The sequence below is a fragment of the Microbacterium sp. HA-8 genome (assembly GCF_046111165.1).
Taxonomy (GTDB): Bacteria; Actinomycetota; Actinomycetes; order Actinomycetales; family Microbacteriaceae; genus Microbacterium.
The window spans coordinates 280,207-297,268 of sequence record NZ_CP162025.1 but is presented as its reverse complement, the minus strand read 5'-3'; the positions used below and the strand labels follow the sequence as shown (position 1 = coordinate 297,268).

At 66.4% G+C, this 17,062-nt stretch carries 16 protein-coding genes and 3 tRNA genes; 5 read left to right on the top strand and 14 right to left on the bottom strand.

Translation table 11 applies throughout. From position 1 onward, the window contains the following. Position 1: 1 nt before the first annotated feature. The 4 genes from folE to tilS all read right to left on the bottom strand — a co-directional run bounded on the left by folE (position 2) and on the right by tilS (position 4,684). Positions 2–592, bottom strand: a complete 591-nt coding sequence (gene folE, locus AB2L57_RS01360) for a GTP cyclohydrolase I (protein WP_292813297.1) — start codon at positions 590–592, stop codon at positions 2–4. A gap of 3 nt (positions 593–595) precedes the next feature. Beyond that, positions 596–2,602: an ATP-dependent zinc metalloprotease FtsH gene (gene ftsH, locus AB2L57_RS01355; protein ID WP_292813295.1), complete on the bottom strand. Its 2,007-nt coding sequence runs from the start codon at positions 2,600–2,602 to the stop codon at positions 596–598. Between the two features lie 218 nt (positions 2,603–2,820). Further along, positions 2,821–3,372 carry a hypoxanthine phosphoribosyltransferase gene (hpt, locus tag AB2L57_RS01350; protein ID WP_292813293.1) on the bottom strand — a complete coding sequence of 184 codons (552 nt, stop codon included), beginning with the start codon at positions 3,370–3,372 and terminating at the stop codon, positions 2,821–2,823. A 316-nt stretch (positions 3,373–3,688) separates the two neighbouring features. After that, positions 3,689–4,684 carry a tRNA lysidine(34) synthetase TilS gene (gene tilS / locus AB2L57_RS01345; protein WP_409047894.1) on the bottom strand — a complete coding sequence of 332 codons (996 nt, stop codon included), beginning with the start codon at positions 4,682–4,684 and terminating at the stop codon, positions 3,689–3,691. Positions 4,685–4,789: 105 nt separating this feature from the next. Between tilS and ppa the strand changes: the two genes are divergently transcribed. Continuing rightward, complete coding sequence (ppa, locus tag AB2L57_RS01340) at positions 4,790–5,323, top strand: inorganic diphosphatase (RefSeq protein WP_292813288.1); 534 nt, start codon at positions 4,790–4,792, stop codon at positions 5,321–5,323. Between the two features lie 195 nt (positions 5,324–5,518). Here the strand turns inward: ppa and AB2L57_RS01335 are convergent, their stop codons facing one another. Next, on the bottom strand, positions 5,519–6,925 hold the full coding sequence (locus tag AB2L57_RS01335; RefSeq protein WP_292813285.1) for a M23 family metallopeptidase: 1,407 nt from the start codon (positions 6,923–6,925) through the stop codon (positions 5,519–5,521). A gap of 263 nt (positions 6,926–7,188) precedes the next feature. Between AB2L57_RS01335 and AB2L57_RS01330 the strand changes: the two genes are divergently transcribed. From AB2L57_RS01330 to AB2L57_RS01320, 3 genes are all read left to right on the top strand, one after another. Next, a tRNA-Glu gene (locus AB2L57_RS01330) sits at positions 7,189–7,264 on the top strand. A gap of 15 nt (positions 7,265–7,279) precedes the next feature. After that, positions 7,280–7,353, top strand: a tRNA-Asp gene (locus AB2L57_RS01325). Positions 7,354–7,436: 83 nt separating this feature from the next. Continuing rightward, a tRNA-Phe gene (locus AB2L57_RS01320) sits at positions 7,437–7,509 on the top strand. A gap of 1,754 nt (positions 7,510–9,263) precedes the next feature. Here AB2L57_RS01320 and AB2L57_RS01315 read toward each other — a convergent pair. Further along, positions 9,264–10,082 carry an SDR family oxidoreductase gene (locus AB2L57_RS01315; protein ID WP_100812277.1) on the bottom strand — a complete coding sequence of 273 codons (819 nt, stop codon included), beginning with the start codon at positions 10,080–10,082 and terminating at the stop codon, positions 9,264–9,266. A gap of 95 nt (positions 10,083–10,177) precedes the next feature. On the opposite strand from AB2L57_RS01315, the gene AB2L57_RS01310 reads away from it, so the two are divergent. Next, positions 10,178–11,008, top strand: a complete 831-nt coding sequence (locus AB2L57_RS01310; protein ID WP_100812278.1) for an IclR family transcriptional regulator — start codon at positions 10,178–10,180, stop codon at positions 11,006–11,008. 29 nt (positions 11,009–11,037) lie between these two features. On the opposite strand, the gene AB2L57_RS01305 is transcribed toward AB2L57_RS01310, so the two are convergent. From AB2L57_RS01305 to AB2L57_RS01270, 8 genes are read right to left on the bottom strand one after another with little or no spacing between them, the layout of a single operon-like run. After that, positions 11,038–11,742, bottom strand: coding sequence for an alpha/beta fold hydrolase (locus AB2L57_RS01305; protein WP_157814002.1), 705 nt, complete (start codon positions 11,740–11,742; stop codon positions 11,038–11,040). Continuing rightward, positions 11,739–12,083: a DUF4286 family protein gene (locus tag AB2L57_RS01300; RefSeq protein WP_157814003.1), complete on the bottom strand. Its 345-nt coding sequence runs from the start codon at positions 12,081–12,083 to the stop codon at positions 11,739–11,741. Before AB2L57_RS01300 ends, AB2L57_RS01305 begins: the two co-directional genes overlap by 4 nt. Next, positions 12,080–12,814 (bottom strand): alpha/beta fold hydrolase, encoded by a 735-nt coding sequence (locus tag AB2L57_RS01295; RefSeq protein ID WP_409047893.1) that lies wholly within the window; start codon positions 12,812–12,814, stop codon positions 12,080–12,082. The genes AB2L57_RS01300 and AB2L57_RS01295 overlap by 4 nt, the downstream gene beginning before the upstream one ends. Positions 12,815–12,819: 5 nt before the next feature. After that, the gene (locus tag AB2L57_RS01290; RefSeq protein ID WP_409047892.1) at positions 12,820–13,149 is read right to left on the bottom strand and encodes a hypothetical protein; all 330 of its coding nucleotides are present in this window, start codon (positions 13,147–13,149) and stop codon (positions 12,820–12,822) included. 9 nt (positions 13,150–13,158) lie between these two features. Next, complete coding sequence (locus tag AB2L57_RS01285) at positions 13,159–14,169, bottom strand: Gfo/Idh/MocA family protein (RefSeq protein WP_409047891.1); 1,011 nt, start codon at positions 14,167–14,169, stop codon at positions 13,159–13,161. 47 nt (positions 14,170–14,216) lie between these two features. Further along, positions 14,217–15,476, bottom strand: coding sequence for a CaiB/BaiF CoA-transferase family protein (locus tag AB2L57_RS01280; protein WP_219811477.1), 1,260 nt, complete (start codon positions 15,474–15,476; stop codon positions 14,217–14,219). Next, a complete protein-coding gene (locus tag AB2L57_RS01275; protein WP_051513868.1) occupies positions 15,473–15,937 on the bottom strand; it encodes a Zn-ribbon domain-containing OB-fold protein in 465 nt (154 codons plus the stop codon). Before AB2L57_RS01275 ends, AB2L57_RS01280 begins: the two co-directional genes overlap by 4 nt. Further along, a complete protein-coding gene (locus tag AB2L57_RS01270; RefSeq protein ID WP_036300524.1) occupies positions 15,934–17,061 on the bottom strand; it encodes a thiolase C-terminal domain-containing protein in 1,128 nt (375 codons plus the stop codon). Before AB2L57_RS01270 ends, AB2L57_RS01275 begins: the two co-directional genes overlap by 4 nt. Position 17,062: the final 1 nt, after the last annotated feature.

Genomic DNA, 17,062 nt, shown 5'->3' with positions numbered 1-17,062 from the left:
GTCACGACCGCGCGCCCGACATCAGGGCGATCAGCTCGGCACGCGCGGCCGGCTCGGCCAGCTCGCCCCGCGCCGCGATCGTCACCGTCGTCGCGTCGGGCTGACGTCCGCCCCGCATCGTCACGCAGCCGTGGCGCGCGTCGAGCACCACCAGCACTCCGCGGGCGTCGATCGCATTCTGGATGGTGTCGGCGATCTGCTCACCGAGCCGCTCCTGCACCTGCGGGCGGGCCGACAGGATGTCGACCACACGGGGCAGGGCGCCGAGCCCGACGACCTGCTCGCCCGGCAGGTACGCGATGTGTGCGACCCCGCGGAAGAGCAGGAGGTGGTGCTCGCAGACCGAGCGGAACGCGATGTCGCGCAGCAGGACCGCGCCGGAGGGGACCGTCTCGGGCTCGGGCCCCCGCGACACCGAGATCGGATGCGAGAGCGGCTCACCGGCATCCTGCCCCAGACCCGCGAAGAACTCGGCATACGCCTCGGCGACCCGCTGCGGGGTGCGCCTCAGTCCCGGCCGGTCCGGATCCTCGCCGATCGCGACGAGCAGCTCTCGCACGAGCGCCTCGACGCGCTGTGTGTCTACCGCCATGGGCTAGGCCGTCGCCGGTCGCGCCTGCCCGCTCGGGCGGCGCCGGGGCTTGGCCTCGACCACCGCCTCTTCGGCGGCGACGTCGGCGGCGATGCCCTCGGGCAGCCTCTGCCGCGGCACGGCGACGGGCGGCAGCGGGGACACGGGGCGGTTCTCGCTCGAAAGCCACTGCGGGCGCGGCGGCAGCTTCTTGACGTCGCGGAAGATGTCCTCGAGCTGCAGGTGATCGAGGGTCTCTTTCTCGAGCAGTTCGAGGGCGAGCTTGTCGAGCACATCGCGGTTGGCGTTGATGACCTCGTAGGCCTCGTTGTGCGCCTGCTCGATGAGGCTGCGCACCTGCGCGTCCACCCGCTCGGCCATCGTCTCGCTGAACTCGCGGCCGTGCCCCATGTCTCGGCCCATGAAGACCTCGCCGCTGGACTGGCCGAGTTTGACGGGGCCGACCTCGTTCGTCATGCCGTACTCGGTGACCATCTTGCGGGCGATGCTGGTCGCCTTCTCGATGTCGTTCGAGGCGCCCGTCGTGGGGTCGTGGAAGACGATCTCCTCGGCCACACGGCCACCCATCGCGTATGCGAGCTGGTCCTGCAGCTCGTTGCGGGTGACGGAGTACTTGTCGTCGAGGGGCAGCACCATCGTGTACCCGAGAGCTTTGCCGCGGGGCAGGATCGTGATCTTGGTGACGGGGTCGGTGTGGTTCATCGCCGCCGCCGCGAGCGCGTGGCCGCCCTCATGGTAGGCAGTGATGAGCCTCTCCTTGTCTTTCATCACCCGGGTGCGGCGCTGCGGACCGGCCATGACGCGATCGATGGCCTCATCCAGCGCGCGGTTGTCGATCAGCTGCGCGTTGGAGCGCGCCGTCAGCAGCGCGGCCTCGTTCAGGACGTTCGCGAGGTCGGCACCGGTGAAGCCGGGCGTCTTGCGCGCGACGACCTCGAGGTCGACGCCGTCGGCGAGCGGCTTGCCGCGGCCGTGCACCTCGAGGATGCGTTTGCGTCCCTGCAGGTCGGGGGCGTCGACGCCGATCTGCCGGTCGAAGCGACCCGGGCGCAGGAGTGCGGGGTCGAGGATGTCGGGGCGGTTCGTCGCGGCGATGACGATGACGTTGACCTTGGGATCGAAGCCGTCCATCTCCACGAGCATCTGGTTGAGCGTCTGCTCGCGCTCGTCGTGCCCGCCGCCCATGCCGGCGCCGCGGTGACGGCCGACGGCGTCGATCTCGTCGATGAAGATGATCGCCGGCGAGTTCTCCTTGGCCTGGTTGAACAGGTCGCGCACGCGGCTGGCGCCGACGCCCACGAACATCTCGACGAAGTCCGATCCGGAGATCGAGTAGAACGGCACGCCGGCCTCACCCGCGACCGCGCGTGCGAGGAGCGTCTTTCCGGTTCCGGGAGGGCCGTACAGCAGCACGCCCTTCGGGATGCGGGCGCCCACGGCCTGGAACTTGGTCGGGTCTTTCAGGAAGTCCTTGATCTCCTGCAGCTCTTCGATCGCCTCGTCCGAGCCGGCGACGTCCGCGAAGGTCACCGTGGGTGACTCCTTGGAGACGAGCTTGGCCTTGGACTTGCCGAACTGCATGACCTTGCTGCCGCCGCCCTGTGCCGACGAGAGCAGGAACCAGAACAGCACGCCCAGCAGCAGCAGCGGGATCATGAGCGAGAGGAAGCCGTCGAACCAGCTGGGCTGGGGCACGACGTCGTTGTAGCCGTTCTCGGGATCGGCGGCGTCGATGGCCTGCACGACCTCGTCGGCGCGCGCCGAGACGTAGTAGAACTGCACGTCGTCGGCACCGTCGTAGGGGCTCGAGAGCGTCATGTCGACCCGCTGGTCGCCGTCGGTGTTGACGACCTCGGTGACCGTTCCGCCACCGAGCAGCTCGAGACCCTCCTGGGTGGAGATCTGCTTGGCCCCGCCCAGGCTCGAGATCAGCGTGAAGCCCACGATGAGGAACACCCCGATCAGCAGCACGTAGATCAGGGGGTTGCGGGTGATCTTCTTGAAGTCCATGGTGGCGGGTGCGCCCCGATGCCCTTTCGTCGACAGGCCGCTCACGGGCGGTCGTCTCAGGGTAGCGCGCGCATGCTAGGGGGCGCCTGTGCATTCGCCCACGGCGTACGCGGCGCGGGGGCGGTGCGGCGCGGCGCGGTGTGTGGCGGTGCGGCGCGGCGCGGTGCGTGGCGGTGCGGGTGGGTGGGTGGGTGCGGGTGCGTGTGCGGGCTTTGCGGTCAGGAGTAGACGTGCGGCGCCAAGACGGCGACATCCCGAAGGTTGCGGTACCGCTCGGCGTAGTCCAGGCCGTAGCCGACGACGAAGTCGTTCGGGATGTCGAAGCCGACGTAGCGGCACTCGACGTGCACCTTCATCGCCTTGGGCTTGCGCAGCAGCGCGAGCACCTCGACCGATGCGGCCCCGCGGGAGGCGAAGTTCTCGAGCAGCCAGCTGAGGGTGAGGCCCGAGTCGATGATGTCCTCGATGATGAGCACGTGCTTGCCGTGCAGATCGGTGTCGAGGTCCTTGCGGATCTGCACGACGCCGCTCGATCGGGTGCCGGTGCCGTATGAGGACACCGCCATCCAGTCGATCGGGACGAGCATCGGCAGAGCACGCGCGAAGTCCGCCATCACCATGACGGCCCCCTTGAGCACGCCGACCAGGAGCAGATCCTGACCCTCGTAGTCGCTCGCGACCTGGGCCGCGAGCTCTTCGAGCTTGGCTTTGATCTGCTCCTCGGTCACGAGCACATCGGTCAGGTCCTCGGCGATGTCGGCGGCGCGCATGGTCCGAGTCTAGGCGCGGTACAGCTGTCGCCTCGGGCTGTGCGCGGGCGGCGTTGGGGCGTGCGCGGGTGGCGTTGGGGTGCGCGGGCGGTGTTGGGGGCGCGCGGGTGGCGTTGGGGCGTGCACGGGCGGCGTTGGGGCGTCAGCGCGACGTTGGGGCGTGCTGCAGCGCGCCCCAACGTGATTTCAACGCCCCAACGCCATGTCGAGACGCCCCGGCGCGATTTCGACGCCCCAACACCATGTCGAGACGCTCCGGCGCGATTTCAACGTCCCAACGCCAGGGGGCGTGGATGCTGCGCTCAGATGCTGCGGCTCACGCCCGGGCCGCGAACGTCAGACGGGCCCCGGTGCGTTGAGCGCGGCATCCGGGCAGGTCGATCGGCCCCTGACCGGACCAATCCGTCACGAGCCGCGCGACCTCGAGCGTCTGGGAACGGGTGAGCGAGACCCCGAACTCGCTGGCGACGACGTGCCGGATCACCCGGTGGCGCAGGGCCGCGGGATTCGCCGCGAGCGCGCGCACCGAGATCGCGATGCCCGCCTCGGCGTGCTCGACGATGTCCTCGATCATCTCCTCGATCATGTCGCGGAAGGCCTCGTCGTCCTCGCGCAGCTGGTCGGCCGTGCGAGCCAGCGCCTCGGCGACGCCCGGTCCGATCTCCGCCTCGAGCACCGGGAGCACCCGGCGCCGCACCCGCACGCGGGCGAAGGCGACGTCGTCGTTGTGCGGATCGCGCCACGGCTCGAGCCCCTGCGCCGCGCACGCCGCGACGGTGTCGGTGCGGCGCAGATCCAGCAGGGGTCGCACCCACTGCACCCCGCCCTCGTCGGCGCGCGACCCCGCCATGCCGGCCAGGCTCGCCGCGCCCGCTCCGCGGGCAAGACCCAGCAGCACCGTCTCGGCCTGATCGTCGAGCGTGTGCGCGAGCAGGATCGCCGGCGCCCCGATCTCGACCGCCGCCGCGCGCAGAGCCCGCCGCCGGGCATCGCGCGCCGCGGCCTCGGGACCACCCGATCCCCCGACCTGCACCGCGATCACGCGGGCCTCGAGCCCGAGTGCCGTGCACGTGCGGGCGGCGGCCGCGGCGACAGCATCCGACCCCTTTTGCAGGCCGTGATCGACGGTGACGGCGAGCGCACGGATGCCGAGCTTCGGCGCTTCGAAGGCGACCGCCGACGCGAGCGCGAGCGAGTCCGCACCGCCCGAGACCCCGACGATGACCGCCGCGTCCGCGTGGGAGGCGAGCGCGCGCCGAGTGGCGAGACGCACGGCGGCGACAGCGGGATCGAGGGGGGCGCGGGCGGTCATCCCGACCACGCTACTCGGGCGCACGGGCGCGTCATCGCCCCCGGCTAGGCTGTTTCGCGGCATCCGCCGACCGACACGACCCCCGCCTGCACGAGGAGCACACGCATGAGCGCGCACGACGCCGTCATCGAGATCCCCCGCGGCAGCCGCATCAAGTACGAGGTAGACCACGGCACCGGCCGTGTCTTCCTCGACCGCGTGCTGTACACCACCTTCGGCTACCCGGCCAACTACGGGTTCTTCGAGAACACCCTCGGCGAGGACGGCGACCCGCTCGACGTCCTGGTCCTGCTCGACTACGACCTCTACCCGGGCGTCATGGTCAAGGTGCGCCCCGTCGGCGTGCTGAAGATGAGCGACGAGGCCGGCGGAGACGACAAGCTCGTCGCCGTGCTGGCGAAGGACCCGCGCTGGGACCACATCCAGGACGTCGAGGACATCCCCGAGTTCACGAAGAAGGAGATCGGTCACTTCTTCGAGCACTACAAGGACCTCGAGCCGAACAAATGGGTCAAGGTCGATCAGTGGGCGGACGCGGCCGAGGCCGAGCGTCTGCTCGCCGAGTCGATCGTACGCTTCGAGGAGCACGAGGGCGTCACCCGCACGCAGGGTGAGGGCGAGGCGCCCAGCACCGTCTGAGCCTCCGCACACGCGCAAAGCGCCGGGACCCACGCGGGGGACCGGCGCCTTGTGTTTCGGCGCGCGGGCGCACATTGGGGCGTTGAAATCACGTTGGGGCGCGCTGCAGCACGCCCCAACGTCGCGGTGACGCCCCAACGGCAACAACGCGCGCTGACGCCCCAACAGGTCAGGACACCGCGCGGGATGCTGTCGCTAGATCGACACGCCGCGCGCGCCCATGAACGACTCGGGGTTGATGCGGTTGCCGTTCTGACGCACCTCGAAGTGCAGGTGGCAGCCCTGCACGAGCCCCGTCTGGCCCTCCCGGCCGATCAGCTGCCCCACCGAGACGCTCTGGCCATAGCTGACGTTGTAGCCGCTCAGGTGCGAGTACGTCGTGACGATGCCGCCCCCGTGGTCGATGCGCACGTGGTTGCCGAACTGCCCGTTCGACGTCGCGAAGACGACACGGCCACTCGCGGCCGCGTAGATTCCCGCTCCGCAGCCGGCGGCCATGTCGGTGCCGTAGTGCGAGCCGGTGCAGCCGTAGTTCGGGGTGCAGATCGTGTCGCGGTAGCCGTAGCGGCTCGTGACCCGACCGCCCGAGGGGCGCGCCCAACCCGATGTCGTGGGCTGCCCGGGCGACGTGCTGCCGCCCCCGCCCCCTCCGCCGTTGTTCTGGTTCTGCTTGGCCGCTTCCTCGGCGAGGCGGCGGGCTTCTTCAGCGGCCCGGCGACGGGCCTCCTCTTCCGCCCGGCGACGCGCCTCGACGCCCGCCTGATATCCGGCGACGGTCTGCGCGGTGGTGTCCTGGAGTGCTGCGAGCTGCGCCTCGAGCACGATGAGGTTCTCCGACTGCGCCTGCAGCGCGGCCTCCGCGGCGAGCGCTGCGTTCTGCGAGGCGATCATCTTCTCTTCGGCGACCTGCTTGAGACGATCACGTTCGTCGCGAGCGACCTGAGCCTGATCGCTGAGGGACTGCGCCGAGTTCTGGGCCGTCACGGCCTCGGCGAAGGTCTCCTTGTTTCGCTCGAGCACCTTGTCCATCGTGCCCAGGCGCGAGAGCAGGTCTTCGGCGCCCGCCGCGGATCCCGAGAAGAACAGCTCGAGTGACGTGTCGTCCCCGCCGGTGCGGTACAGCTGGGCCGCGACCCGGCCTGCGCGCTCGGAGGCGTCGCGCGCGGCCTGCGCCTGAGCATCTGCCTGCGCCTGCAGGCTGTCGGCGCGCTCGGCGGCGGCGAAGTAGGCCTCTTCGGCCTCGAAGAACTCCTGGGCCGCCTGCTCGGCCGCGGCGCGGGTCGTAGCGACGTCGTTCTGCAGCTGCTGGATGAGGCCCTGGATGCGAGAGACCTCGCCTGCCTTGCTCGCCTCGTTCTGCTTGGCGCGCTGTACATCGTCCCAGGTGGGATAGTCGGCGGCGAACGCGGCCGGGATCATGGGTGCGGCGAGCGCTCCCGCGGCGACGAGGCCGAAAGCTCCGAGGCCGAGAACCCATCGCCTGCTCAGCGGTCGGGCGCGCGCGGCCGATGTCGCAGTCGCGAAGGCGCTGCTCTCGGCGGCCGTGGGCGCGCAGCCGCAGTCGGGCTCGGCGGCGCGCGCCATGTCGTTCGTACTGGACACCTGCGCCCCTCCCGGTCGTCGAGCCAGCAACAGCGACCACACTAGCAACATCCGTCACATCCGCAACGATTCGATTCGCTGAGCACGGCGATGGATGCTGCGCGTGATCGCTTGCATTCGGCACAGCTCGTGGATCCAGCATCCCCCCACGAGGGCCGTCCGGCCAGCGCGACGCGCTCCGATTGGCGGATCGCCCGGGGATTGCGTATGCTTGACCGTCGGTAAGCGTGAGCACCGGGTCGACTCTGATCAGGGGTTCGCTCGGCCCCATCGTTTAGCGGCCTAGGACGCCGCCCTTTCACGGCGGTAGCACGGGTTCGAATCCCGTTGGGGTCACCACAACTGAATATGCATGGCCCTGTAGCGCAGTTGGTTAGCGTGCCGCCCTGTCACGGCGGAGGTCGCGGGTTCAAGTCCCGTCAGGGTCGCTCTGAGCGACGGGCCCTTTTCATCGAGAAGGGCCTTTCGTCTTAGATCGCGGCACGGCTGCTCCTCGGATCACCCGCCGCGAGGCTCTGTAGCTCAGTTGGTAGAGCGCACGACTGAAAATCGTGAGGTCACGGGATCGACGCCCGTCGGAGCCACTGAAACCCTCGTGAGGCTTCTACTCGCGGGGGTTTCTCTAATTCCCTGACTAGCTGGCATTTATCGCTGACCGTCCGCACCGGACACTAAGCCCTCCAGTCAATTCAGCATCCTTTTGTACCCGCACGTCTGGGCGTCATGTGCCGGGAATGTGCCGGGAAGACGACGAGAACGCATGCCGGCTCGCCCGAGGCGACGAAGGGGCCCGAAGGCGCGAATTGACCGGAGTGACTCGAGAGTGCATCCAAATATTTTTTGGGTTCGATCGTTGTCGTCGCGAAGGCACAAGCCGAGCTAGACGGGCAGCATACGGACTGGGCGTATCGGCGCTCCCCATCCGGGTAGATATCCTTGAGCACGGCGAGTCCAAAAATCCGAGGCTGGTTCTCGCCGGCCCCGTCCGGTCACAGCACCTGGCGGGGCATTTCTGTTTGAGCGGCAGTCGAACACCACCGCCCATGTCGTGAGTCCTCCCCCACCTGGTGCGGCTATCCACTGCGGAGCGCTCCGACGTAGCGCGCGCACGGGGATGACGGCTTCGCTGCGGGGCCCCCTTGCCTGGTCGTATCGCCAGGGTTATTCTCGGGGTGTCACGGAGGCTCGTGCGCAGGTCAGATTTGACTTTGGGAGTGAGCATGTCAGTGTGTGATAGCCCCCGATTCGAGTTGCGTCGTCTCACGGCGACGGAGTCGATCATCCAGGATCACTGGTTTCCGCACAACGATCCGCGATGCGCAGTGGCGTGCGTCGCGGAACTTACCGAGGTCGTGTGGTTGCGTGACCTAGTGCTTTCCTCTCGGTACACGTCGGTGGGCGAAGTACTCGACGAGGTCATGCGGACCCTCACGACGGCGGACACAATCCCGCACAGGCATCCACATCTGGGTCACGCGACGAAGTCAGATAGCTTGGCGTCCGATCCGTCTAAGTCGGCGGTCCATCCGTCGTGAGCATCGTCGGATGAAGGTTGGAGATCACTGACGCACCTGTGAAAACGCACGTACCCCCAGTGTCTTCGAGCCCAGCCAGCATGCTGCTCTCCATATTCGCCAGTTCGCGAACGATTCGAGGGATGCGCTTGAGCCGATGCGAGACAATGGACGCAGATTCGAGGGGCGTCCTAATGAAGGTCCGGAGGCCCATCAACGTCATGCCGAGTGGTCGGGGGGGGTTTCGGTTCGATCGGGCGGAGTCGTGAAATTCTGAGCACCCGGCCACAACTGCAAGAGGAACTTGCCCCAGCAGCTCGCCAATGCAATTCAGGAAGGCGCTGACGCCGAAGGATCGCTCGTAGTCATCAAGGCCCGGCCTTCATATATTGCTGACCGCGGCCCACGCGAAGCGGCATCGAAACTCATCGTGGTGGCCGCTTCAGGGTCTCTACGCGATACCAACTGCCGCGCATCCGCCCTCATGTGCCTTCGCGATAGCAGCACACTTTCCTCTGATCGACACGAGACCTTCCCTCGATGGTGCGGATGCGACGCGCCGCTTCGTCGGTCTGGCCGGCCGTGGATTCGCAGAGTGCTCGCCCGAGGGGACACTTGGCGGACCAATCCATCTGAGCCCCAACTCTGTCACCGCCGCGCGGCTTGCGATGATAGTGGCGCGTACGCTCAACCGACGTTTGCCGACGGAGGAACCGTGGGTCGTGGTATCGCCGATCGTGGAGCAGCCGAGCTGCTGCGAAGGACACCCTCGCATTTCGATTTCGTCGGAGAGTCACGGACGTAGCGCGCGAGACCGTTGCTCGTCAGCCTTGCGCGAGTTCAGCCACGTCCTGCCATTCCTCCCACGTCTTGAGCCGCGCTGCGTAGTCCGCTTCCGCGATTGGTCGGGGAGCTGTCCCGAAAAATACTCGCAGCGGCGGCTTCTCGGCGTCGACGATTCGCATCATCGCCGCCGCGGATGCTTCGGGACTTCCAGGGACCTGCGATTGGCGTTGCTGCTGACGCCGCTGGCGAGCTCCGTCGTATGCAGCAATCGGCGTCGAGCGGCTGGCGCTTGCCCCACTCCAGTCAGTCGCGAATCCACCTGGCTCAATCAAGGTCACGTGAATGCCGAACTCGGCGACTTCCTGCGCGAGCGATTGCGAGAAGCCCTCGAGCGCCCATTTCGACGCGTGATAAATTCCGAGGTTGACGAACGCTGTGATTCCTCCGATCGAGGACACTTGGATGATGTGGCCGTACCCCTGCGCCCGCATGATCGGCACGGCCGCCTGGGTGATCCAGAGCGCGCCGAAGACATTCGTCTCGAACTGGTCTCGCGCTTCGCTCTCGGTCACCTCTTCGACCATCCCAAATTGGCCATAGCCAGCGTTGTTCACGACGACATCGAGCCCGCCGAAGTGCGACGCGGCGGAGGAGACCGCCGACAGGTCAGACTGCCGATCAGTCACATCCAGTGCAATGGGCAGGATGGTATCGCCGAACCGCTCGACGAGATCATCGAGGGTCGAGATATCTCGCACCGTGGCGGCCACCCGGTCACCTCTCTCGAGCGCTGCGATAGCCCACTGGCGGCCGAAGCCGCGAGACGCGCCAGTAATGAACCAAGTCTTCTGAGGCATACATTCAGCCTACGGCCGAGAAGGGCACGAAAACCGACGGATAGGCTGATACTGTTCCGGGCACCGCGCGGGAACCAGGGGAAAGAGTGAGTACGATGCCTCGTGAAGGCCGGTCCAAGCCTGGCGGCGAAAAGCTCCTTGACGATGACCGCTCGCTGACCGCCCCACAGAAGGTCTTCGCCGTCCTCGATGCCCTTTACCGGACACGACGACCGATGTCGCTGTCTGCGATCGGCCGATCGACCAGTCTTCCTCTTACGACCGTGCACCGCATTCTCGGGGAGCTGGTCGACTGGGGGGGCCTCGAACGCGACGAGAACGGGGTGTACCGCATCGGCCTGCACCTCTGGGAACTCGGATCGCTTGCTCCGCGCAGCACCGGGCTGGTTGATGCGGCCCTGCCGTTCCTCGAAGACCTATATGAGGCCACTCATGGAAACGTGCGACTCGGCGTAAGAGAAGGCACCGAAGCGATCTTCGTATCGCATCTCTCCGGTCATGGCTCAGTACCGCTCCGTACAAGGGCCGCAACCCGACTGCCGATGCGCACAACGGGTGCGGGGCTGGTGCTGCTCGCCCACGCCCCCGCAGATGTGTTCAACGATGTGGTCGAGAAGTCGCTGCCGCGTTTCACACCGTTCACTATCGTCGACGTCGGCTCGCTTCGTCGGATCCTTGCGGACGTGCGTCGCGACGGATACGCCATCTGCGATCGACAGATGACAAGCGAAGCGGTCTCCGTTGCGGCTCCGATCAGATCGACATCCGGAGACGTCATCGCCGCCGTCTCGGTCGCGGTCCGCGGTGAAGGTACACCGGCGGTGCGAGAACACATACCCGCCGTGTTGATGGCTGCGCGAGGCATATCGCGCGCACTTGCCGATCAACCTCCCGCATGGCTGCAAGCATCTGCGGCATCGGCCTGATTAAGCCCGAAGGCGGTCGAGTCTTACAGTCACGAATACTGTGCAACGAAGGTATGTTCGCGGATGGTCTCGGCGAAGGCGCCTGGGGCCTCGAGGTGCAGCATGTGTGCGCCAGGGAGCTCCACATAGCGTGCGCCCGGAATGCCTCTAGCGAGTGCTTGCGCGGCGGGCCGAGGAACCGAGAGGTCGGCTCGACCCGCGACGATCGTCGTGAACACGCGAATTTCGCTTAATCGTGTCCGCACATCATGCTGCGAAATTAGACGCCAGAAGTGTGCAACAACACGCGGGTCGTTGGCGAGCAGCATCCTCGCTGCCGTGTCGACAAAATCCGGGGTGTGCTCGAGAACGTCGGCGCTGAACCAGCGCTGCAGTGTTGAGGGCATCATCCCGCGCATGCCTAGTCGCTCCGTGTCGGCCGCCCGCTGGAGCATCGCGTCTGCCGGCGACAACGCAGGGGCACATGCCACCACCAGAGACCGTATTCGCTGAGGGTGCCGGAGCACGGCGTGCAGCGCCACCATCCCGCCAAGTGACAGCCCGACGACATCCAGGGGTCCGAGCTCGAGCGGAACCGCCTCGAGTACGGCATCGGCGACATCGTCGAGGCTCGGTAGCTCAGCACCGGGAGCCCCACCGTGACCGGGCAGATCGACAGCCAGCGCGTTGTCGATCGCTACACCGTCCCACGTATGCCGGTCCAGTCCGATCGGGTGGAGCAGAAGCGTCGTCACGGGCCGGCCGGCTCGCCTTGCGGAGCCGGATCGTGTAGCTCGATGTATTCGACGCGTGTGATCGTCGCCATCCGACCCACTGCCTTCGTGCGCGCGGTGCTGTTCTCGATCACGTACCGGTATTCAGAGGTCTCGAGCGCCCCGATGCCGTCGAGCTCGTAGAGAGCGACGAACTTCGGAGAGCCATCGGCCATCTGGAAGCGCCGCGCAGACAGGAACCCCGGACAGGCGAGGCGCTCAGGGATGTGCTCCTCCCAGTACCAGGCATCCAGTTCTGCGACATCCTCCGGTGCGACCTCCATCTGCACCATCAGCAGTCCCTTGACCTGAGTATCGGTCATGCGCTCCTTCTCTCTGATTCACGTGCGCCGTCGGCCGCGCGTTCGAGGTCATCGACCCATTCGACATGCTCCAGCACCGTCTCGCGGAATCCCCGGGGGTTGTCGAGGTGCACCATGTGTCCGCCGGGAATGCGGCGTACGCGATGGTTGACGAACAGGGCGGCGAGGCGCTCGGCTGCACCGATCCCGACATAGTCGTCCTCTCCGATGATGACCGTCACCGGATGAGTATTTCCCTCCAGCGCTGTCACGAGATCGTGATCGGCCATCGCCCGCTGGACGTTCGCGAGACCGTCCCACGAGATCGTCTCGAGCACCTCGCGGAGGTATCGCACGGCCTCGCCGTCATCTGCGATCGTGGACGGCCGCAGCCAACGTGCGATCAGCTCGTCGACCTGCGGGCCGGTCGCGGCGGTCGCCTCGGCTCGTTCGATCAGCGGAGACCGGTTCGACACGCCGGCCGGAGTGTTTGCGAGGACTGCCGAGCGGACTCTGTGCGGATGCTGGACCATCACATGCTGCGCGATAATGCCGCCCAGCGCCACGCCGACGAGGTCGAGCCGGCCGACTCGTCCGCGGAGGGCCTCATCGGCCAGCCCGTCCAGAGTGACGACCTGCGACTCGCGGCCGCCATGCCCGGGATACACGTATGCCTGCTCCTGCGGGAAGCCGGTCAAATCGTAAGCGCGTGCATCCTGGGCCATCCCTGGGAAGAGCAGCAGCTGCTTCATCCGGACTATGCCTCCATCCGCGGGATCTCGACGTAGACCCGACGGATGTTCGTGTTAAGCATCCGTCCGATCTCTTTCGTCCGCGGATCGGGGGGATTGATGAGCCGCTGATACTCCGGGCTGTCCAGCACCGACACATCCTCGAGGTCGTATATCGCGAGGTACTTCGGCGGGCCGCCGTCGACGATCTCGAACCGGCGCCCGCTCAGGAAACCCGGAACAGCAAGTCGCTCGGGAAGATGCTCCTGCCAGTACCACGTGTTCAACTCGTCTTCGTGCTCAGGCGCGATGTCCATCTGCACGTGCAGCAGGCCCCGACGCTTCTGTTCTGCCACGGTCTTCTCCTATTCCTGTGTTGCGGATCCCGGTGTCGACGGAAGAATCGCACCGGCCTTCTCGTAGATTCGATCTAGCAGACGCATCGCACGTGCCGCGTCGCTGAGGTCGAACGCAGGCATGTCTCCCCGCAACACCCGCTCGATGGCATCGTTCACGAAGAACGGGTAGGTCTTCATGTTCATGGTGCTGACCGCCCACGTCTCGATGCCCCCCTCTGGCGTGGTCACCTGCACTTCGGTGGGGGTACGAGCGACGTAATACGAGGCGGCCGTCCGCACCGAGAAGTGCATATCCATGTACTCGTCCGGCGAGGTGTAACGGTAGCCGGTCTGGATCGTCGCAAGACTCGTGCCGACCTTGAGGATCACCGACGCGAAATCCTCGATGGAGAGGTCCCAGGCCGTGTTCGAGATCGCGGCGCCCACTACCTCGACCGGCTCGTCCGGCACCAGGTAGGGGATGAGGTCGAGAAAGTGGATGCCCAGATTGATAAGCGCTCCGCCTCCGGAACGGGCGCGGTCTAGCACCCAGCCCGACGCCATCCGTTCGTACTGCTGCGGCGGCCGCCCGATCATGGTGAACGAGAGATGGTCGAAGCGCTCGCCGGCCGAGTGTTCCCGCATCCGGGTGACCCATCCGTTCTGACGGAAAACGAACGGTACGGCCGCGAACGCGTCGCGCTCGGCGGCGAGTTCCGCGATGTGTGAGACCTGCGCGCCGTTCAGTCCCGCCGGCTTCTCGATGATGAATGGGATGCCGCGTTCGATGAGAAACTCGGCCGTCGCCGCCATCTCGGCATGGATACCGAGCACGAGCGCGAAGTCCGGCTTGGTCTGCTCAACGAGTTCGCGGTAGTCCGCGAGGGCGATCGTCCCGAGTCGTTCGGCGACCTTCTGCGCACCGGCGAGATCGGGGTCGGAGACGCCTACATAAGAGAGGTCATCGCGTTTCTGCATTGGCTCCAGGAAGAGCGGCAGATGCCAGTGGGTTACGCCGATCAGGACTGTGCGAAGCATGTCGAGTTCTTTCCCTTGTGAACTGTTATCGGATGTCCGCCGATGGATCAGGCGTAGGCCGCGGCTGACCCTTCGTGGGGTGCAGCGAGGGTGATCGCCCCGCCGGACGAGAGCTTCCGGAGCTGATCATCCGTCAGGCCCGCTACGTCTCGCAGCACCGACTCGGTGTCTTCGCCGAGTCGGGGCGGGGCGATATGACGGGTGCGGCCTCCGTGGGTCTTGATCGGGTTGCCGACGGCACGGATGCTGTCCCCGCGGCCTTCAAGTTGCAACACCATGTCGCTCTGGACCACCTGGGGGTCGGCGAGGGCGGCATCGACGGTGTTCACCGGCGCCGACGGTACACCGTTTGCCGCAAGCCTCGCCAGAGCCTCGGCGGCATCCAGCTCGCCAACGGCCGCCTCGAGCGCCGCATCGAGTTCGTCGCGATGCTCCCTGCGAAGGTCATTGTCGAGGAACCGTTCATCGGCGACTAGGTCTTCGCGCTCGAACGCACGCGCGAGACCCTGCCAGAACGGCTGCGTGTTCGCGGCCACGACGATGTCTTTGCCGTCTCGGCAAGTGAACGCCCGGTAGGTGGGGATGCTCATGTGCCCGCGACCCTGACGACCAGCGACATCGCCTGAGGCGAGGTAGTAGCTCGCGACGTACGAGAGCATTGACACCTGTGCGTCGAGCATCGAGACGTCGATACGCATGCCAACGCCCGTCCTGCCCACCTCGAGCAGGCCGGCGAGCGTGCCGACTGCACCGTACATGCCGGCGCAGATGTCTCCGATCGGCAGCCCGGAGCGCACCGACTTGCCGCTTTCCTCACCCGTGAGCGACATGCCGCCGGCGAGCGCCTGGACGACGATGTCGAACGCGGGCAATGCCCGGTAGGGGCCATCCGGTCCGAAGCCTGTGATCGAGCACAGCACGATCCGCGGATTGACCCGCAGAAGCTCGTCGAAGTCGATTCCGAGCTTGGCCAGCGTACCCGGGCGGAAGTTCTCGATGACGACGTCAGCACGCATGGCCAACGCAAGAAGCGCGTCGGCGCCGCCTGGCGCCTTTAGATCAAGGACGACGCTCTCCTTGTTGCGATTCGCGCTGAGGTAGTACGCGCTGTCACCGTCTTCGAAGTACGGACCAATGCGCCGTGTCGGGTCGCCTGTGGGCGGCTCGACCTTGATGACACGTGCGCCGAGATCGCTAAGGATCTGACTCCCGAATGGACCTGAGAGGTGCTGGGTGAGGTCAAGGATGGTGACGTGTTCCAGCGGCCCCTTGCGTGTCGAGCTCACCTGCCTCGCGTGGTCGGTCATGGCTGCTCCTCCAGCTGTACGGCAGCGAGGGCCGATTCTTCCTCGCTTGGAATCCATCGGACGAGAACGACGTCGTCTTCGGTGCGTTCAAACGCTGCTCGCACCTGGTCGCCGATCTTCACCTCGCCATCGGCATCGGCGTCACCGGTCGAGGTCACCACGGCTCCGTACATGCGGATGCCTTCGGGAAGTTCGAGGAGCGCGACCGTATAGGGCACAGCCGTGAATGCCGGGTGCATCGAGCGGTGATAGACGGCATAGCTCCACACCTCGGCGGTGCCCGCGAGCTGCGTCCACGTGGCGGCGGTACTGACGCACTCTGGGCACAACTCACTGGGCGGCCAGCGGAACACACTGCAGGAGCTGCATCGTTGCGCCGTCAGCCGTCTCTCGTGGGTCGCGGCCCAGAACGGGGCGGTGAGCACGTTGTGCGTGTCAGGAAGCAGTCCTTGGTACGTCATGATCTCGTCGTCAGAATTGACGCCGCCCCCTTAAGAAAGTCGTGAGATGAACAATCGAGGGTGACCTCGATCCCCTCTATCTGGCGCTCCCCTGCTTCACCGCGCAGCTGGCGGACGGCCTCACAAAGGTGGAGCCATCCCCACATGTAGCTCTCGGAGAGTTGGCCGCCGTTCGTGTTGACCGGCAGGGAACCGCCCGGTCGGGTGTGACCTTCGGCGAGGAAGCGGCCTCCCTCGCCGACCGGTGCGAAGCCGTACCACTCGAGCATCTGGAGCACCCATACGGATGTCGCATCCTGGATGTAGAGGGCATCGATGTCTTCGGGGCGGTACCCGCTGCTGGCCCAGAGATCACGAGCGAGTTCGCCGAGCCAGGGGCGCATCAGACTGTCGCGATCGTGGTCAGCCCGGAAGGCGGTGCGCTCGGCCATGCCGTCGATCATGACGGGCTGCTTTGGAAGATCCTTCGCGCGCTGCTTCGAGGTCACCACGAGAGCGGCCCCCCCATCCGAGATCATCGTGAGGTCGGCACGGCGCAGCGGCGCTACGAGCGGATCGCTCGAGAGATAGTCGTCAATCGTGAGCGGAGTACGGAAGATGGCCAACGGATTCTTCTGCGCCCACTCACGCTGGCCGACCGCCACCCAGCCCAACTGTTCCTCAGTTGTGCCATACAGCTCCTGGTGGCGCCGGAATGCGAGCGCCGCCGGTCCGGCGACATGCACAACTCCGGCGAGCGCCGCCATTTCGGCACCGCCCCCGACCGAGATGCCGAATCCCGAGCGCATCGAGCGCTGGTTCGTGCCGTATGCAAGCACGATTGTCTCGGCCATACCCGCCTCGATCGCCATCACCGCGAGATGAAGCGAGAAGTTGCCCGTGCCGTAATCGAGGGTCGCGCCAAACCTCGGGTTCACTCCGAGCAGGTGCCCGATTTGTTCGTCGATGCCGAAACGGTCATGCAGATTCCGGCAGGTTATGAGCCCATCGACATCTGCCTTCGTGAGTCCGGCGTCCACGAGCGCGAGTTCGATCGCCTCGATGGCGATTTCGTTCGCTGTCCGACCGGGAAGCTCGCCCTGTTTCGTCGTTCCTACGCCGACGATCGCGACCTGCGCTCGCATG